General features: G+C 32.7%; 19 protein-coding genes. 12 read left to right on the top strand and 7 right to left on the bottom strand.

From position 1 onward, the window contains the following. Positions 1–2 precede the first annotated feature (2 nt). Complete coding sequence (locus tag M1D66_RS15490) at positions 3–740, bottom strand: ZIP family metal transporter (protein WP_049107697.1); 738 nt, start codon at positions 738–740, stop codon at positions 3–5. A gap of 155 nt (positions 741–895) precedes the next feature. Here M1D66_RS15490 and M1D66_RS15485 point away from each other — a divergent pair, with 155 nt between their 5' ends. Beyond that, entirely contained in the window at positions 896–1,762 is an 867-nt protein-coding gene (locus tag M1D66_RS15485) for an MBL fold metallo-hydrolase (protein WP_049107696.1), read from the top strand. A gap of 67 nt (positions 1,763–1,829) precedes the next feature. Here the strand turns inward: M1D66_RS15485 and M1D66_RS15480 are convergent, their stop codons facing one another. The 3 genes from M1D66_RS15480 to M1D66_RS15470 all read right to left on the bottom strand — a co-directional run bounded on the left by M1D66_RS15480 (position 1,830) and on the right by M1D66_RS15470 (position 4,127). Beyond that, on the bottom strand, positions 1,830–2,480 hold the full coding sequence (locus M1D66_RS15480; RefSeq protein WP_049107695.1) for an SMI1/KNR4 family protein: 651 nt from the start codon (positions 2,478–2,480) through the stop codon (positions 1,830–1,832). Positions 2,481–2,549: 69 nt separating this feature from the next. Then, positions 2,550–3,503, bottom strand: coding sequence for a nucleoside hydrolase (locus tag M1D66_RS15475; RefSeq protein WP_085964407.1), 954 nt, complete (start codon positions 3,501–3,503; stop codon positions 2,550–2,552). A 21-nt stretch (positions 3,504–3,524) separates the two neighbouring features. Continuing rightward, the gene (locus M1D66_RS15470; RefSeq protein WP_049107694.1) at positions 3,525–4,127 is read right to left on the bottom strand and encodes a DUF2441 domain-containing protein; all 603 of its coding nucleotides are present in this window, start codon (positions 4,125–4,127) and stop codon (positions 3,525–3,527) included. A gap of 212 nt (positions 4,128–4,339) precedes the next feature. Between M1D66_RS15470 and M1D66_RS15465 the strand changes: the two genes are divergently transcribed. The 7 genes from M1D66_RS15465 to M1D66_RS15435 all read left to right on the top strand — a co-directional run bounded on the left by M1D66_RS15465 (position 4,340) and on the right by M1D66_RS15435 (position 9,389). Further along, on the top strand, positions 4,340–4,825 hold the full coding sequence (locus M1D66_RS15465) for a DUF2798 domain-containing protein (RefSeq protein WP_006918614.1): 486 nt from the start codon (positions 4,340–4,342) through the stop codon (positions 4,823–4,825). Between the two features lie 171 nt (positions 4,826–4,996). After that, positions 4,997–5,422, top strand: coding sequence for a DMT family transporter (locus M1D66_RS15460; RefSeq protein WP_017657649.1), 426 nt, complete (start codon positions 4,997–4,999; stop codon positions 5,420–5,422). An 18-nt stretch (positions 5,423–5,440) separates the two neighbouring features. Then, complete coding sequence (locus tag M1D66_RS15455; protein WP_242554593.1) at positions 5,441–6,136, top strand: Crp/Fnr family transcriptional regulator; 696 nt, start codon at positions 5,441–5,443, stop codon at positions 6,134–6,136. Between the two features lie 16 nt (positions 6,137–6,152). Further along, positions 6,153–6,623 carry a DMT family transporter gene (locus tag M1D66_RS15450; protein WP_000579025.1) on the top strand — a complete coding sequence of 157 codons (471 nt, stop codon included), beginning with the start codon at positions 6,153–6,155 and terminating at the stop codon, positions 6,621–6,623. Between the two features lie 81 nt (positions 6,624–6,704). Next, positions 6,705–7,595, top strand: coding sequence for an alpha/beta fold hydrolase (locus M1D66_RS15445; RefSeq protein WP_049107692.1), 891 nt, complete (start codon positions 6,705–6,707; stop codon positions 7,593–7,595). Positions 7,596–8,210: 615 nt separating this feature from the next. Next, positions 8,211–8,618 (top strand): GNAT family N-acetyltransferase, encoded by a 408-nt coding sequence (locus tag M1D66_RS15440; RefSeq protein WP_000431735.1) that lies wholly within the window; start codon positions 8,211–8,213, stop codon positions 8,616–8,618. A 117-nt stretch (positions 8,619–8,735) separates the two neighbouring features. Continuing rightward, positions 8,736–9,389: an MBL fold metallo-hydrolase gene (locus M1D66_RS15435; protein WP_242554592.1), complete on the top strand. Its 654-nt coding sequence runs from the start codon at positions 8,736–8,738 to the stop codon at positions 9,387–9,389. Positions 9,390–9,524: 135 nt separating this feature from the next. Here M1D66_RS15435 and M1D66_RS15430 read toward each other — a convergent pair whose 3' ends face one another. Further along, positions 9,525–10,148, bottom strand: a complete 624-nt coding sequence (locus M1D66_RS15430; RefSeq protein WP_000436025.1) for a TetR/AcrR family transcriptional regulator — start codon at positions 10,146–10,148, stop codon at positions 9,525–9,527. A 121-nt stretch (positions 10,149–10,269) separates the two neighbouring features. On the opposite strand from M1D66_RS15430, the gene M1D66_RS15425 reads away from it, so the two are divergent. Then, positions 10,270–12,501, top strand: coding sequence for an MMPL family transporter (locus tag M1D66_RS15425; RefSeq protein ID WP_088362942.1), 2,232 nt, complete (start codon positions 10,270–10,272; stop codon positions 12,499–12,501). 47 nt (positions 12,502–12,548) lie between these two features. On the opposite strand, the gene M1D66_RS15420 is transcribed toward M1D66_RS15425, so the two are convergent. Beyond that, complete coding sequence (locus M1D66_RS15420; RefSeq protein ID WP_006918627.1) at positions 12,549–12,731, bottom strand: DUF4021 domain-containing protein; 183 nt, start codon at positions 12,729–12,731, stop codon at positions 12,549–12,551. Between the two features lie 202 nt (positions 12,732–12,933). Between M1D66_RS15420 and catA the strand changes: the two genes are divergently transcribed. From catA to M1D66_RS15405, 3 genes are all read left to right on the top strand, one after another. Continuing rightward, positions 12,934–13,584, top strand: coding sequence for a type A chloramphenicol O-acetyltransferase (gene catA, locus M1D66_RS15415; RefSeq protein ID WP_000668526.1), 651 nt, complete (start codon positions 12,934–12,936; stop codon positions 13,582–13,584). Positions 13,585–13,961: 377 nt separating this feature from the next. After that, the gene (locus M1D66_RS15410) at positions 13,962–14,906 is read left to right on the top strand and encodes a GNAT family N-acetyltransferase (RefSeq protein ID WP_242554591.1); all 945 of its coding nucleotides are present in this window, start codon (positions 13,962–13,964) and stop codon (positions 14,904–14,906) included. Positions 14,907–15,060: 154 nt separating this feature from the next. Then, positions 15,061–15,573, top strand: coding sequence for a GNAT family N-acetyltransferase (locus M1D66_RS15405; RefSeq protein WP_000512619.1), 513 nt, complete (start codon positions 15,061–15,063; stop codon positions 15,571–15,573). A 22-nt stretch (positions 15,574–15,595) separates the two neighbouring features. Here M1D66_RS15405 and M1D66_RS15400 read toward each other — a convergent pair whose 3' ends face one another. Continuing rightward, positions 15,596–16,483 carry a DMT family transporter gene (locus M1D66_RS15400; protein ID WP_242554590.1) on the bottom strand — a complete coding sequence of 296 codons (888 nt, stop codon included), beginning with the start codon at positions 16,481–16,483 and terminating at the stop codon, positions 15,596–15,598. Between the last annotated feature and the right edge of the window lie 113 nt (positions 16,484–16,596).

The following is a 16,596-nucleotide window of genomic DNA, read 5'->3' as shown; positions in this document are numbered from 1 at the left end:
CTTTAATGATGACCAGCGAATAAAGTGAACACTGTTATTAGTAAAAAACCACTAGTTGCCCACATTAGAAATGTAAGGAAAGAGAGCTGTTTCTTAGCTTTCCAAAGCATTTCATGAATTGTGACATATCCAAGTGAACCAATAGCACTTCCCATAATGAGGCCTTGCAGGTGAAGAGCTTTTCCTTCCATCAAAATGCCAAAAACTGTGCCAGTACCGAGAATAAGAGAAAGTAATAAAGTCGTTAATAAAAAGGAAATATATTTATGTTTTGTAAAAAGAAATGGAATAATTAAAGCTAATCCTTCTGGAATATGGTGAACGACGATTGCTATTAAAAAGGGAATGGCAGATTCATTATGATTTATAAAAGCTGTACCTAACGCAAATCCACTCGGTATATTATGAATAAATATAGCGAAAGAGAGAAAAAGAAAGGTTTGCCATGCTTGTTGATCTTTTTTATGTATCATTGGATGGTGACAATAGTTATCTAATAAGCCCATAACTAAAATACCGATAGCTATACCAAGTATAGGTCCAATCATTTCATAGCTTGAAAATGTTTCAGGAATAATTTCAAGTGACAATAACCCAAACAAAATACCGCCACATAATGCGTATAAACGATGCATCTTTTCTTCAATGAGTTGGCGTGTTGCTACTCCAACAGCACCGCCTAATAGTAATCCACCGAACGAAAAAAATGTTACAATCATTGGGATCCATAAACGTTCCATAGTATCACACTCCGATTCTATTCCCTTATTTTTAGCTTACGAAAAGAAAAGTTAGATTAGTCCAAGTAATTGTGTTTGAGTATAGAGAAAAAAGTAGTGATTCGTTATAATCTATATATTAAACTTAAGTGAGAAAATGAAAAGGGGAATTGGTTATGCAACAAATTAAAAAAATAGGAAACTCATTTTGGTATATGACACCTGTTTCTGAAACAGATAGACCTATATTAGGAATGGTTGTTGGAAAAGAAAAAACGTTAATGATCGATGCAGGGAATTCAGAAGAACATGCACAATTATTTTTAGAAATGTTAAAAGAACAAAATGTATCAAATCCTGATTTTGTAGCACTAACGCATTGGCATTGGGATCATATTTTTGGATTATCTGTATTACGGAATGCATTAACTATTTCGCACGCTGAAACGAAAAAAGAAATGCAGACAATAGTATCTTATGAATGGACAGATGAAGCGTTGGATGCACGCGTAAAAGAGGGTACTGAAATTGAATTTTGTGCGGATTGCATCAAGAAAGAGTTTGAAGAAAAAGCGAGAAATATTAACATTATTCCTGCGGCCTTAACGTTCCAGGATCAAATGGAATTAGATCTTGGTGAGGTGACATGCGTGTTAAAACATGTGGGCGGAGATCATGCACATGATTCAGTTGTTATGTACATAAAAGAAGAAAAGATATTGTTTTTAGGGGACTGTATATATGCAGATATTTTTTCCTCGAAGTGGAACTATACGACGAAAAGAACGTTTGCATTAATAGATGAATTAGAAAAATTTGATGCTGAGACATATATTCTTTCTCATGGGGAAGCGATAAATCGAGAGGAGTTTTTACAAGAGATTCGCATGTTAAAAGCAGTAGGAACTTATACAGAAGCTCATAAGGGCGATGAAGAGAAGATAAAGGCAGCGTACAAACAAGAACTAGATAGAGAATTAAATGAAGATGAGTTAGAAACAATAACGTATTTTGTCAATGGTTATGAAATGAATAATCTGTAAGACACTACATTAATCAAATATAATGAAATTGCACAAAAAGAGTATTGAAATTTAATTCAATACTCTTTTAAATATTAAGTCCCAAGCAATTTCTAAATTTTTTGGCTGGTTCATCATCTGGATTTATACCACTTTCAAAACTGGTAGTGAAAGGTAACCACTGCCAATCTTCGCATCCTACAAAAGCTACTCTTGACCAATTCTCAATGAATTCAATGAAATTATTCGCAATCTTATACCCATGTCCTTCTCCATCGTCGTGGCTTAGGTAAATTATTGGAGCATCTATATCATCTTTCATATCAAATGCTAAATAATCTCCATTTCCCACTTCACAAAATGCTAATTTGTTGTGCCAAACTACATCATATTCATCATCTAAATTTGAAAAAAACTCGTCAACCAAGTCTTTACGTTCTTTTTCGAATTTAGAAAGACTTTCTAAACCCCAGTGGGGTGTTCCGCAAAAAATATCAGTAAATTCATTTGGTAGCTCTACATCGTCAGGTAAAAACCAGCGTAAGCTAAAATTTCCTGAGAACTCTAAAAGTACTTTTTTGAAGCTATTTGGTAGTTTAATATCCAGTTTTTCTTCTACTTGGATTATTTGTTCAAGGGAAGATGGTTCATCTATACAAACTTCTTGAACTTCACCACCTATGTATTTAATTCTAGAAGTTATAATTTCTATTCGTTCTTTTAGTAACTCATAATCCATCTTATCACCTCATGTTATATTAATTAAAGTATATCATTCTTAATAAATTTTTTTCGTGTTATTGAGGTTTCAAGTAGCAGCTTTTTTAGCTAATTTAGTAATATATTCAAAGAAAACATCGTGTTTTACATCGTAAACGACATTTACAGGTCGTCCATCAGCAGTTTCCTCTGTACGTCCTTGGCTTGGTCCGTATGTATGAACAATACTATTAATTGTTTCAGTTTTTGCAAGGTTAGTGTTTCCGACAAGCGCGGTAGTTAGTACATCCCATAAATAGTAGGTAGAGTTCGTTGAGAAGTGAACGAGAGGGGGAACCATTGCATAGCATTGACCAAGGAAATCCATACCAATATACTTTCGTTCTTTTGCCCATTGTTCACGTATGTTTATAGTTAACGGAACTTGGTTTGTACTTTCTAGTGTCACTAAGTCGATTTTAATTTTTGCATCCCATACACGAGCCACTGCTTCAGGGTCCCAAAACGAATTCCACTCAGCTGTTCCATCATGCTCTGGTTCATGTACATTGCCTGCTGTAAGAAATGTACCACCCATCCAAACGAGACGTTCAATTTTATCTTCGATGATGGGAGTTTCATATAATGCACGAGCAAGGTCAGTTAGGGGCCCGGTAAATAATAAAGTTGTTTTTCCTTCCGTTTGTAGGAGTGTTTCTATTAAATGGTGATGTGCAGGCTTTGCCACCACGGGTGTTACAACTTTTCCAGACTCATTTAAAATTGGTAAAGCATCTACATAAAATGCATGCATCCGCCAGTCTTTCGGAAACGGGTTTTGCCCGCGAGAGTTTGAAGCGGCTACGGCAATATTACCTTTGCCGAAACGATCGATAATTTTACGACTGGCAGACATTGCGGGTTCTAAATAGCAGTCTGCTGGGATAACAGATACACCGGTAAGTTCAACGTTTTCCATTTGAAGTAATAAAAATAATGAAATTAAATCATCTACGCCGCCATCATGATTGAAGTACACTTTTTTCTTCATTGTAATCTCCATCCTATATGATTTAGTTAGAAATTAAATATGAATTGAGGAGAAGTCATCAATAATTTCCACAACTTCAATTTCGCCATTAATCAGTAGCTCAGGAAGCTCATTTCTAATATTTCCTTTCCAATACTCTCTAGCTTGTTCGATTTTTTGAGAAAAAGGAATGCCATCTTCTTTCGGTAAAAGATTACCGTCACCTTCAAAAGAACTTCCGATTACTCGTAGTTTAACAATCTGTAAAACTTCTCGATTGTAAGAATCAAATAATGCTTTCCATTTTAAAGCATCTTCATAGCTTTTTGAAGCGTATAAACAAGATAACCTGGAAGGGTATTCAGGGAATTCTTGTAGTCTAACCATTTCTACTATTGTTTCTCTAACTGCTCTAATTGTTTGATCCATATAACTCATAACTACTTTAGCATTTTCATTATTTATATGTAATTCGTCATTTTTATAGTGATTATTTAAAATTTGTATGCCATCTTCACCATTAGCATTTAATTGTTCTCTTTCAAAAAAGAAGTGATATAGAGTATTGTGTTGATTTTTGTTAAAAGGAATCATTTGTCCGATATGCATTTTTTTCCTTGTTACGATGTGATATGCGTAAAATTCTGCTTCATTCATGGTTATCCTCCTAGTAATAATGTAATGCAATGTTAAATTTAGTAATTCAACATTGAAATATATAAAACCTTTATAAGTAAAAGTGAGAATTTGAGTTGAAAGTAAAGAAAATGCATGAAAACGCTTTAAATTTGTTCACAAAATGTTCACTTACGAAGGGGGTTCCAATGTCGATATAATGACAAAGACTCAAAGAGAGAGGATGATGAAATTTGCCAACAACAAGAAAGGAAAACCTCCAATTTGGCATGATGATGTGCCTTGGAATGGTTATCGTAATGACGTTTTACAATTTACTAATGAATGAAACAGGAGGATCAATTTATATTAAAGAGATTGCATTAGAACTATTAATTGGCTTTATTATTGCGCTATTAATTGAAATGTGTATAGTTGGACCTTGTGCGAAAAAAATTGTATTCATGTTGCCATTTGATAAATCTAAGAAAATAAATATTATCGTTGCAATGGCGACAACTATGGTAATTGGAATGGTGTTCTTTATGTCATTTTTTGGTATGGCTATGATGCATTTACATGGTGGACTACAAGGAGATTCATTTGTTTCAATTTATTTTTCGATTTTTATTAAAAATTTCATAATGGCATATCCATTACAATTAATTATTATGGGACCGCTTGTACGTTTCTTATTTGCAAAGTTTGTTATGAAAAAGAAATCTTTTAATGTAGCGTAATTTTTATTCGTAAAACATTATATATAAATAATAAAAAAACACATCTCGCATTTTTGAGGTGTGTTTTTTTCATTCCAAGTTATTTTCATAGTGATGTGACATTTGTCCTTTTGCCATTATAGGATTATAGCTTTTAATTAAGTCAGAAATAAAAGATGAGGAGATGATTTTTTGAAAGGTATTATATTTGCTGTTTTTGCGGGGATATTTATAACACTTCAAGGAACCTTTAATGCGAAACTTAGTTCACATATCGGTATATGGTCGACAAGTATTATAACCCATTTAATTGGATTCCTTATTGCAACAACTGTATTTTTGTTAAAGAAAGAAGAGAAAGTAACAGATTTAAAGAGTGTAAAAAAAGTATATTTAGCAGCGGGTGCATTTGGTGGATTCATTATTTGTGCAGAAACGATGGCGATATATTCACTAGGAGTTACATTGACAGCTGGCACACTAATGGTTGCTCAATTGTTAGCGGCAACAGTTATTGAAATGAAAGGACTGTTTCATATAAAAAAGATACAGATGGAGAGATATCATATTGTGGGAACAATAGTAATGATTATAGGTATTGTTGTATTTAATATGTAAATGAAAGGAGAAATGAATATGGAGGATAAATCAGGTTTAATTACGCATTATTTGAGAACCAATAAAACGCTCGAGATTTTTTCAGAAATAGATACAGCTTATTTTCAATTAAATCACTTTGAAAAAGGCGAGCTTATTTGCAATATAGATGACGAAATGGATCGTTTATATTTTGTTGTTAAAGGTAAAATAAAAGTTTACACGATTACACCTGAAGGGAAGAAACTAATCCTTCGCTTTATCAATCCATTGGCCATTGTTGGTGATATTGAATTAATTCAATATAGCAAAGCACATAATGTCGTTGAGGCTTGTTCAGATGTTGTAGCAATCTCTATTTCTAATACGGTTATTAGAAACAAGTTATTACATGATTCTATATTTATGAAGTTCTTGCTTGAAAACATTGCCAACACGTTAAAAATATCGACTCGTTTTACTGCTCTTAATTTACTTTATCCTGTAGAAGTACGTGTAGCTAGTTATTTGCTTTCAATTTCAACAGATAGTAACGGGAATATGTATAAAGGGGATTTGGATGCAACTTCAGTAACGAGTATTGCAGATTTTATAGGGGTAAGTTATAGGCACGTAATTCGGGTATTACAAAGATTTTATAATGAAAAACTAATTGAAAAGAGTAATGGAGTTATTGTAATTAAAGATTTTTCTAGAATGAAGGAAGTCGCTAAAGATAATATATATGAGCAATGAAAGGGAGAGGAAGATTTTGATTGGATTTAGTTTAGCTATATTAGCAGGAATATTAATTAGCGTACAATCTGTTTTTAATGCAAAAGTAAATGAAAATGTAGGACAGTGGTTAACAACTACATGTGTCCTTGGAATAGGTCTCATTAGTTCTATTCTATTTTATATCATTACAGAAAACAGTATTAACATTAAAGTGTATACTACAAATTATTTGTTTTATGTAAGTGGACTGTTTGGTATCGGGTTAATTATTTGTATAATGGGTGCAATAAAGAGCTTAGGCCCAGCATATACGGTGCTAATTAGTCTTATTACTCAATTGGTCGTTGCGTTATGCATTGATACATTCGGATTATTTGGAATGGAGAGTGTTCCATTACAAGTAAATAAATTAGTTGGTATAGGTTTATTAATTGTGGGAGTAGGAATTTTTAAAAATCTATTTTTGAATAAGAAAGCTATTCATATAAATGAGGATAGTGTCTAAAGAATATAAAGGGGAAAAGTGTAAATGGTCAGAACTTATACATTTAGATAGTAATAAGTGAGCGATGAGGAGAGAGGATAAATGAATCAGTTAATGTTGCAAGATGGTATACACTATTTGAAAATCAATGGGATTATGCATTGGTGTAAAGTTGCAGGGACAGCTCATAATACAGTCCCTCTTATTATAGTACATGGTGGTCCAGGTGGTAATCATTATGTATTCGAAAGAACGCTTGGTTTGAAGTTAGAAGGAAATATGACTGTAGTTTATTACGAACAAAGAGGTTGCGGACGAAGTGAGGCACCACAAGATGACGGTGAGTACTCAATCAATACTCTAGTCGAAGATTTAGAGGAATTAAGAAAGCAATTACATGTAGAGAAGATAAATTTGTTAGGATATTCTTTTGGTGGACAAATTTGTTTAGAGTATGCTTTGAAATATCCAAAAAATGTTGAACAAATGGTATTACAAGCACCATCGTTAGATGATTTTAATGATATGTATACTGTGCAGATAGAAGGTTTTCTACAAGTAACGAAAGGGGAAATGAAAGAACAAATATTGATAATAAGTAAGTCAGAAATTCCTTTAAAAGAAAGGTATAATCAAGTTTGGAGTATAGTTGATACAAAAGCTGTAGATCGACTATTGTTTAAAAATGAAGAATTTGCAAAGCTAAATCGGAGTCTTTGGGAGGAAAGTCAGTTAAGTAATACAGGGAAGATGAGCAAAGTTATTTTTGGAACAAAAGTATCTTTACCGCTTATTGAGCGTATTAAAGGTTTAGAAATTGATACGTGTGTCATAGTTGGAGCGCATGACTATAACACGGGTGTAGGAATGAGTTATAGAATAACGAGACAATTGAAAAATGGTAAACTTGTTATATTTGAAAATAGTGGACATTTCCCAGATATCGAGGAGATGGATAAAGTCTGTGAAACGATTATTGAGTTTTTGGAATAAAAGGGGGATATTAAGGTCGAACCGAATTAATAGAGTTGAATTGGCTATTGGGATATTAAATCATGTAATATGCTAATTGTTTACTTGTAATTGAGGAAGAATCAATTAGTGTATTTGGAAAATAAGTAAAAAAGATCTCGTAAGGTGGAGGTCTTTTTTACTTATTATTTAATATTTTGAACTTATATGAACTGAAGTAGAAGAGTATGATAAGCACTTTCAGGGAACGAGAATATAACCGAAAATAAAATATTACTAAACATATATAACTAATGAATACAATGTCTTTTTCGGTTATTATGTTGTAAATCATTTTATGATAAAATCTTTTACATAATGAAATAAAGGGGTAGTATTCTATGGGGTATTTCTCAAATGGTTTATTAGTTTTGTTTGTGCTAATCGTATGCAGTTGTATATTTTTTGGTTAATAATATAATGAGAGTCTTATATAAAAAGAAGTTATCTTAAGTGAGATAACTTCTTTTTATTTTATATTGAGAAGGAATTCTATCTTTCTTATTGAAGTTTGTTCTAGTTATTTTTACATCGATCAGATTTGTGTAAAAGGAATTTTATGAAATATAAACAAGCCAGAGAATAGGGAGTATTTACATGGAAAATAGTATACGCTACACAAGTGAACATCCTACAGATTTTAATGGATTATTATCCTTATACGAATCTTTAGGATGGAATTCTCTTAAATTAACGGTTAACGAGTTAGAACGAATGTGTAAGCAAAGTTGGTATGCAATTTATGTTTTTGATGATAAGAGGTTGGTAGGGATGGGGCGTGTCATATCAGATGGAGTCATAACAGGCATTATTTGTGGAGTTGGTGTATTGCCAAAATATCAGTCTAGTGGCATCGGAAAAGAAATAGTGAAACGATTAATCCAGCACTGTGAACAAAACAAGGTTATTCCACAACTTATGTGTGTAGAAAAGTTGCAATCTTACTATGAATCTATAGGGTTTGAAGCATTCTCTATTGGGATGACAAAACATATTATAAGATAGAGGTGCTTTATCCCGCTATTTGCCGGGTAGTAAAACCCCCACTGATTAAAGTTTCACTTTATATTTTCAGTTTACTCGTACATATTTTCAAACTTCAACATAAAGGAGAATGGCTGTATGGAGATTGCTAAAGGGATAGAAATGTTACAACTTGAATTTCAAGAATTTGTTATTCATCCAATTCTTTTATGGAATGATGAAATGGCAGTATTAATAGATACGGGTTTCCCAGGACAAATTGAAGATATACAAGTAGAGATGGAAAAGGTTGGGGTATCATTTGATAAGTTAAAAGTCGTGATTTTGACGCATCAGGATATTGATCATATAGGTAGTCTTCCGGAGTTGTTGCAGCGCTGTCGAAGTAATATTAAAGTTTATGCGCACGAACTAGATAAGCCATATATCGAGGGGGATTTACCTTTATTGAAGGACGGAAATATAGAGAACCGACCAAAAGGAAAAGTGAGTGACACTGTGATTGACGGGCAAGAACTTCCGTATTGCGGTGGAATACTAATTCTCCATACTCCAGGGCATACTCCGGGGCATATTAGTTTATATTTGAAACAAAGTAAAATTCTTGTCGCTGGAGACTCGATGTATAGTGTGAATGGAGTGTTAGGAGGAGTTCATGCCCCAACAACTTTAAATATTATGGAAGCACGGCAGTCTTTGAAGAAGTATTTAAATCTAGATATTAAATCTGTAGTTTGTTACCATGGGGGATTAAGTAAGGAGAATATAAATGTTCAACTTCAAAATTTGTAAAAGGTAAAGATAATAATTTTTTAATAATGGATGCTAAAGTGTAGTCTAATTGTTGGTATATAAATAAAACACTTAAATGATAAAAAAGCATGTTTGAAAAAATTCAAACATGCTCTTTTATTAAAGCAAATTAGTTTAATATGAATGACCTAATCCGTTCCAATAAAAAGAAACGATTTCTTGTGCTAATTCATCTATATTTGCAAGAATAGGATTGTGATTTTCATCTTTAAAATTCCCAATAGATAATAAAGATACGAAAGCATGAGCCGCAAATTTAGCGTTTCCTTTCGGAATTTCTCCGATGTGCATCGCATTATCGAGTGCTTTTTCTAGTACTTCATACATATTATCTTCAGCATTTTTTAATTGTTTCAATTGTTCTTCAGATAACGACAGTTTTGCATCTTTCATAAAATTTTTCATATCAATATCCATCGTTGCGTGTAAGTAAACTTTAGCGAAGTCTAATAATCTTTCTTCTAAAGTTTTGTTTGTAGAGAGTATTTGAGACATATTCTCACGTATACGTACCATCATTTCGATCATAGTAGCGGTAAATAAATCGGCTTTTGTTGAATAGTAATAGTAGACAGTTGCTTTCGTAACACCACAAACTTTTGCGACCTCATCCATAGAAACGACTTGATAATTTTGTGTAAGAAATAAGCGGGTTGCTACTTCTAAAATGGTTTCTTTTGTAGATTTTGTATTTTTATTTTGACGCGGCCTTCCGAGAGGACGTTGTTTTTGTTCCAAATACATTCGCTCCTGACATTTATGATTGAGATAATTATAACATAATTTTCAATCATTCTTGATTAATTAACCGACCAGTATATATAATTAATAATGGAGGAAAAAAGGAAGGTGGGTTTTTATGAAAAAGCACCCGTTACATATGTTAGGGAGGCTTGTAGCAGGGAGAAATACGCAGTGGATCACTTTATCGGTGTGGGTTCTTATTACATTATTACTTTCATTTACGTTACCACAAGTAAACAGTACGAAAGAACCGAATCCGAAAAATTTACCTGAAACAGCTATGTCACAGCAAGCGGAAGCACTTATGAAAAAAGAGTTTCCGAATAATGCAGGGAATCCATTGTTAGTAGTATGGTATAGAGATGGTGGATTACAGTCACAGGATTATAAACTCATACAAGATGTTTATAAAGAGTTAAAAGCTAGTCCTTTAAAAGAACAATCAACGTTACCACCATTTGATACAATCCCAGAGCAAGTATTATTAAAAAGTGCGTCAAAAGATGGTACATCATTTGTTACACCGGTATTTTTTAATAAATCTGCTGGTACGGATATATTAAAAGGAAATCTTGAAGAGTTTAGAAAAATAGTGAATAGTAAGGTGGATGAAGATCCATTTAAACAAAAAATAAGTGAATCTGGTTTACATGTTCGATTATCAGGACCTGTAGGTATTCAAACGGATGCAGTTAGTTTATTTAGTCAAGCAGATGTGAAATTGTTAGTGGCTACTGTACTACTAGTGTTAGTTTTGTTAATTTTACTGTATCGTTCACCAATTTTAGCGATTTTACCTATACTTGTTGTTGGCTTTGCATACGGTATTATTAGTCCTACACTCGGTTTTTTAGCTGATCACGGATGGATTAAAGTAGATGCCCAAGCGATATCAATTATGACAGTATTATTGTTTGGCGCTGGAACGGACTATTGTCTATTTTTAATTTCGAGATATAGAGAGTACTTGTTAGAAGAAGAAAGTAAATATAAAGCATTACAACTTGCGATTAAAGCTTCTGGCGGTGCAATTATAATGAGTGCATTAACTGTTGTACTTGGATTAGGAACATTACTACTTGCTCATTATGGAGCCTTTCATCGATTTGCAGTACCATTTAGTGTTGCTGTATTTATAATGGGAATCGCTGCTTTAACGATTTTACCAGCACTATTATTAATATTCGGTAGAATTGCATTTTTCCCGTTTATACCGAGAACAACTTCAATGAATGAGGAGTTTGCAAGAAAGAAAAAGAGGGCTGTAAAAGTTGAAAAATCAAAAGGCTCCTTTAGTAAAAAACTTGGAGATATTGTAGTACGAAGACCGTGGACAATAATTATGCTAACTGTATTTGTATTAGGCGGATTGGCTTCATTCGTACCACGTATTCAATACACATATGACTTATTAGAGTCGTTTCCAAAGGATATGCCTTCTCGTGAAGGGTTTACGTTAATTAGTGATCATTTCTCAGCTGGTGAACTAGCACCAGTAAAAGTTGTTGTTGATACGAAAGGCAAAGAGCTTCCTATTAAACAAGAACTAGAGAAATTTTCTTTCGTAAATACAGTGAAAGAGCCAAAAGAGGGAAAAGAAAATAAGCAAATACAAATGTATGAAGTTTCTTTAGCGGAAAATCCATACTCAATTGAAGCGTTAGATCAAATTCCTAAATTGAAAAGTAATGTAGAAAAAGTATTAAAAGATGCTGGGATTAGTAATGCTGAAGAGCAATTGTGGATTGGTGGAGAAACAGCTTCATTATATGATACAAAGCAAATTACGGAACGTGATGAATCAGTAATTATTCCAGTAATGATTAGCATTATCGCTTTACTATTACTTGTCTATTTACGATCGGTTGTTGCGACGATTTATTTAATTGTAACTGTTGTCCTATCATTCTTCTCAGCGTTAGGAGCAGGATGGATATTACTTCATTACGGTATGGGAGCGCCGGCCATTCAAGGTGCGATACCGTTGTACGCATTCGTATTTTTAGTTGCTTTAGGTGAAGATTATAATATCTTTATGGTTTCAGAAATATGGAAAAACAGAAAGACACAAAATCACTTGGATGCAGTAAAAAATGGTGTAATACAAACAGGTAGTGTTATTACATCGGCAGGTTTAATTTTAGCAGGAACTTTTGCTGTGTTAGGTACACTTCCAATTCAAGTATTAGTTCAATTTGGTATTGTAACTGCAATTGGCGTATTACTAGATACGTTTATCGTAAGACCGTTACTTGTACCCGCGATTACAGTAGTTTTAGGTCGATTTGCTTTTTGGCCAGGTAAACTTTCAAGAAAGAGTGAAGAAATACAAAAGGTGGATGCATAGTGAAAAAAGCCAAGGATATTTCCCTTGGCTTTTTTCAATGTAGTTAATTAATTTTTTGAAGTCAAATCATCAGCTGCAGCGTGATCAGCATCTTCAATTGTTGTTTCGGGCATTCCGTATAAGCCGTTCATTGCTTGTTCTTCAATAGTAAGGTTTGCAGTATTATTATTTTGAATAGATGTAGTATTTTCAGTAACATTTTCTTTTTTATTCATATTTTTGTCATTCATGTATGTATCCTCCAAATTTCATTTGATTTATCTATAGTATGTGGATGGATTTCCAGAAATATGTGAATTGATTCTTACATATGTTATATAATTAAATAAATAATTAGGGTCAAATGTATAAACTGTTAGGAGTGAACAATTATGGTGAAAGCAAGGGAATTAGCCTTCTAAAATAAAAAGAAAATTTTAGGAGGCTATTAGAATGAAGTTTCATGTAATTGATAGAGAAGATTGGAATAGAGAGCAGCATTTTGAGCATTATTTAAAGTTGAAATGTACATTTAGTATGACTGTGAATGTTGATATCACGATGTTATTAGGGGAAGTATATCAAAAGGGAATAAAATTTTATCCCGTTTTTATATATTTAATTTCTAGAGTAGTAAATAATCATAAAAAATTTCGAACATGTTTTAACGATGAAGGAGTTGTAGGCTATTGGGAGGAAATGATACCGAGTTATACAATCTTTCATAAAGATGATAAGTCTTTTTCAAGTATATGGACGGATTATTCAAGTGATTTCCGCACTTTTTATAATAATTATGAAGACGATATGAGATGCTATGCTAGTGTTCATGGTCTTTTCACGAAAGAAAATATTCCGCCTAATGTATTTCCGATTTCTAGCATACCTTGGACTAGTTTTACTGGATTTAATCTTAATATTAATAATGATGAAAATTTTCTATTGCCAATTATAACTTGTGGGAAATATTTTAACGATGGAAACAAGGTTATGCTACCAGTTTCATTACAAGTACATCATTCGGTTTGTGATGGATATGATGCGAGTCAATTTATAGAAGATTTACAGCAGTTAAGTAATACTTGCAACGAGTGGCTTAAGTAATATCTAATTTTTAATTATATAAAGTGAAACTTTAATCAGTGGGGTGTCAGCCCCCGCTGATTATTAGCCCGACCCCCACCTAACTTCTTTGCTTTCGCTGAATTTTGAGGTGGGGGTCCTACTGCCCGGCAAATAGCGGGATAAAATTGAAAATGAATAAAAGAAGAGAACATGTTTATATTACATGGTCTCTTTTTATTATTCATTAATATTAAGTAATCGTGGAAAATATAGGGTGATTTGTAGTTTAATAGTAAAGAGGGTGATTAGTGTTAATTTTCTTTGTTTTTAAAAAAATAAGGATATAAATGTTTTAATAGGGGGTAATAAAGTGAATTGATCATTATGCCATTCACAAAAATGGTTGGTTTGTAATAATGAAGGGGAAAACGAAAATGACGAAAATATCTATAGAAAAAGCTACAATTTTAGATGCTGAGAAATTAACAGAAATAATGAAAAGAACATTTGATGCAGAAGCAAAACAATGGCTATACGGCCAAGATGATGTCATTGATTATAACATTCAACCGCCAGGATATTCTTCAGTTGAAATGATGGAATATTCCATTGAAGAATTGGATTCTTTCAAAGTTGTAATGGATAAAGAAATAATCGGAGGGATAATAGTTACGATTTCTGGTAAGTCGTACGGTCGAATTGATCGTATTTTTGTAGATCCTGTTTATCAAGGAAAAGGAATTGGATCACATGTTATAAAATTAATAGAAAAGGAATATCCGAACATAAAGATTTGGGATCTCGAAACATCTAGTAGACAAATTAACAATCATCACTTTTATAAAAAGATGGGTTACCAAATGATTTTTGAATCGGAAGATGAGTATTGTTACGTGAAAAGAATAAAAACAAGCTCAAACAAAGCGAGTGTAGTTACAAATAAAGATATGAAAAATAGTCAATACGAAAACTGTAATTTAGCAAATACAGAGTATTATCAAGTGAATTTAAAAAACAGTTCATTTGTTGGTAGCAATATAATGAATATGAATATGAGTAATTGTAATGTAAGTCAATCCAAGTTTAGAAATATAAATTTTAGAAGGTCATCATATGCAGATTTAAATCTTTCTGGCAGTAAATTTAATTTGGTGACTTTAGGTGGAGTGCAATTTAAAAATACAAGTCTCGGAGATGAGAAGGAACCTATTGTATTCGATAAATGTGATTTGGAAGGTAGCACTATAAGTAATAGTAATCTGAAAAATATTGAAATAGAAAATTGTGATATAGTCGGCATGAAACTAAATGGTATTCTGATTGAAAATTTGCTTGATTTATATAACAAGGTGAAAAGTTAACTAAATCCATATAGTCGTTAATATTTTTGGAAATTAAGTATTATATCGAAATAATTATGTAAAAATGACATAAAGAAATACGGGCGAGAAGGTCATTCGTGAACGTTTCTAGAATACACACAAATATATTGTTATTTATATGGAGGAGAGAAAGATGGGAATCAACGTTAGAGCAGTAGAAATACAAGATGCTAGAGCAATTCATCGTATATGTATACAGGATGACGTTTTACCGTATATGGTTTTCTTACCTAGCATGCGTGTAGAAGCTATGGAAAATAGAATTCGAAATTTAGCACCAAATCAATTTGAATTTGTTGCAGAATATGATGGAGAAGTTGTTGGGTTTGTAGGTTTAACACAAAGTCCGGGCCGAAGATCTCATTCAGGCGATTTATTCATTGGAGTAGACAGTGAATATCATAATAAAGGAATTGGGAGAGCACTTCTTACGAAGATGCTTGATCTGGCTGATAATTGGTTAATGTTAGAGAGAGTAGAACTAGGTGTGTTAGAAACGAATCCAAAAGCAAAAGCTTTATATGAAAAATTTGGATTTGTAGAAGAGGGAGTAAAGATAGGGAATTTGAAAGCTCATGGAAAGTTTATTAATGAAATTATGATGAGTCGTTTTAGACCGAATGGTTTAATTGTACATAATGAATAGTTAAAAGCATGACAGTATACTGTCATGCTTTTTTATTAGAACTTGGCTGCAATAAAAATAATACTAAACCAATAAAAATAACGGTAATTCCTAGTCCTTGTTGTAAAGAAATGGTCTCATGTAATATAAAGTACGCTAGTATACAAGTGCCAATTGTTTCACCTAAAATACTCATTGAAATTACAGTAGCACTCATCCATTTTAATAACCAATTAAAAATGGTTTGTCCTAAAATTGTAGCAATGAAAGCTAATCCAATAAAGCACAACCAAGTTTGTGTAGAGTAATGGATGAAAGATTCTTGTTGCGTGAAAGCAAATATGCCAAGAAAGCCAGCGCTACTTCCATAACTAATTACTGAATAGGGTATAAGTGACAAATCTTTACGAACGTGTTGGCTAATGAAAAAATAAGCAGTAATGATACCGGCAGCAATAAATGCTAAAATATCTCCATATAAAGCTTCTCCACTAATTTGGAAGTCTTGCCAGCCAATGGTGATACTACCTGAAATAGCGATGAGGCAACCAATAACCGCTCCTTTCGTAAATCTTTCCTTAAATAAAAAATAACCACCAATCATTGAGAACAAAGGTTGTAACGTTACGATAACTGTAGAGCTTGCTACAGAAGTATATTGTAATGATTCAAACCATAGTACATAATGTGCAGCTAAAAATAGCCCAGATATGAATCCGAATGTCCATTGTTTTTTCGTTAAAGTTTTTAGCTCATTTCGACTATTTTTATTAAATAGTAATAACGGTAACAGAATTAGTGTGGCAAAGAATAATCGGTAAAAAGCAATGATTGTCGCAGGAGCATCTGCCAATTTTACAAAGATTGCTGAAGTTGATAAGGCGAATACACCAAAAAATAGGATGAAATATGAAAGAATAGGTGATTTCAAAGTTTGTCCCTCCGATAGAGTGTTTATTATAATAAACTTAATACGATATAATGTACAAAGGTAAGTATATAAGTCCCGGAGATAATAGGAAAGGATTATTTGCCTTTGTTTAG

The organism is Bacillus sp. PK6-16, from assembly GCF_056530295.1.
The sequence above is the reverse complement of the archived record's forward strand: the minus strand, read 5'-3'. Positions and strand labels throughout refer to the sequence as shown.

Coding starts and splice junctions, on each gene's coding strand:
- M1D66_RS15425 (WP_088362942.1), top strand. CDS start 10,270: ATGAAAAAGCACCCGTTACATATGTTAGGGAGGCTTGTAGCAGGGAGA.
- M1D66_RS15410 (WP_242554591.1), top strand. CDS start 13,962: ATGAAGGGGAAAACGAAAATGACGAAAATATCTATAGAAAAAGCTACA.
- M1D66_RS15475 (WP_085964407.1), bottom strand. CDS start 3,503: ATGGAGATTACAATGAAGAAAAAAGTGTACTTCAATCATGATGGCGGC.
- M1D66_RS15405 (WP_000512619.1), top strand. CDS start 15,061: ATGGGAATCAACGTTAGAGCAGTAGAAATACAAGATGCTAGAGCAATT.
- M1D66_RS15470 (WP_049107694.1), bottom strand. CDS start 4,127: ATGAATGAAGCAGAATTTTACGCATATCACATCGTAACAAGGAAAAAA.
- catA (WP_000668526.1), top strand. CDS start 12,934: ATGAAGTTTCATGTAATTGATAGAGAAGATTGGAATAGAGAGCAGCAT.
- M1D66_RS15490 (WP_049107697.1), bottom strand. CDS start 740: ATGGAACGTTTATGGATCCCAATGATTGTAACATTTTTTTCGTTCGGT.
- M1D66_RS15435 (WP_242554592.1), top strand. CDS start 8,736: ATGGAGATTGCTAAAGGGATAGAAATGTTACAACTTGAATTTCAAGAA.
- M1D66_RS15485 (WP_049107696.1), top strand. CDS start 896: ATGCAACAAATTAAAAAAATAGGAAACTCATTTTGGTATATGACACCT.
- M1D66_RS15480 (WP_049107695.1), bottom strand. CDS start 2,480: ATGGATTATGAGTTACTAAAAGAACGAATAGAAATTATAACTTCTAGA.
- M1D66_RS15445 (WP_049107692.1), top strand. CDS start 6,705: ATGAATCAGTTAATGTTGCAAGATGGTATACACTATTTGAAAATCAAT.
- M1D66_RS15420 (WP_006918627.1), bottom strand. CDS start 12,731: ATGAATGACAAAAATATGAATAAAAAAGAAAATGTTACTGAAAATACT.
- M1D66_RS15455 (WP_242554593.1), top strand. CDS start 5,441: ATGGAGGATAAATCAGGTTTAATTACGCATTATTTGAGAACCAATAAA.
- M1D66_RS15440 (WP_000431735.1), top strand. CDS start 8,211: ATGGAAAATAGTATACGCTACACAAGTGAACATCCTACAGATTTTAAT.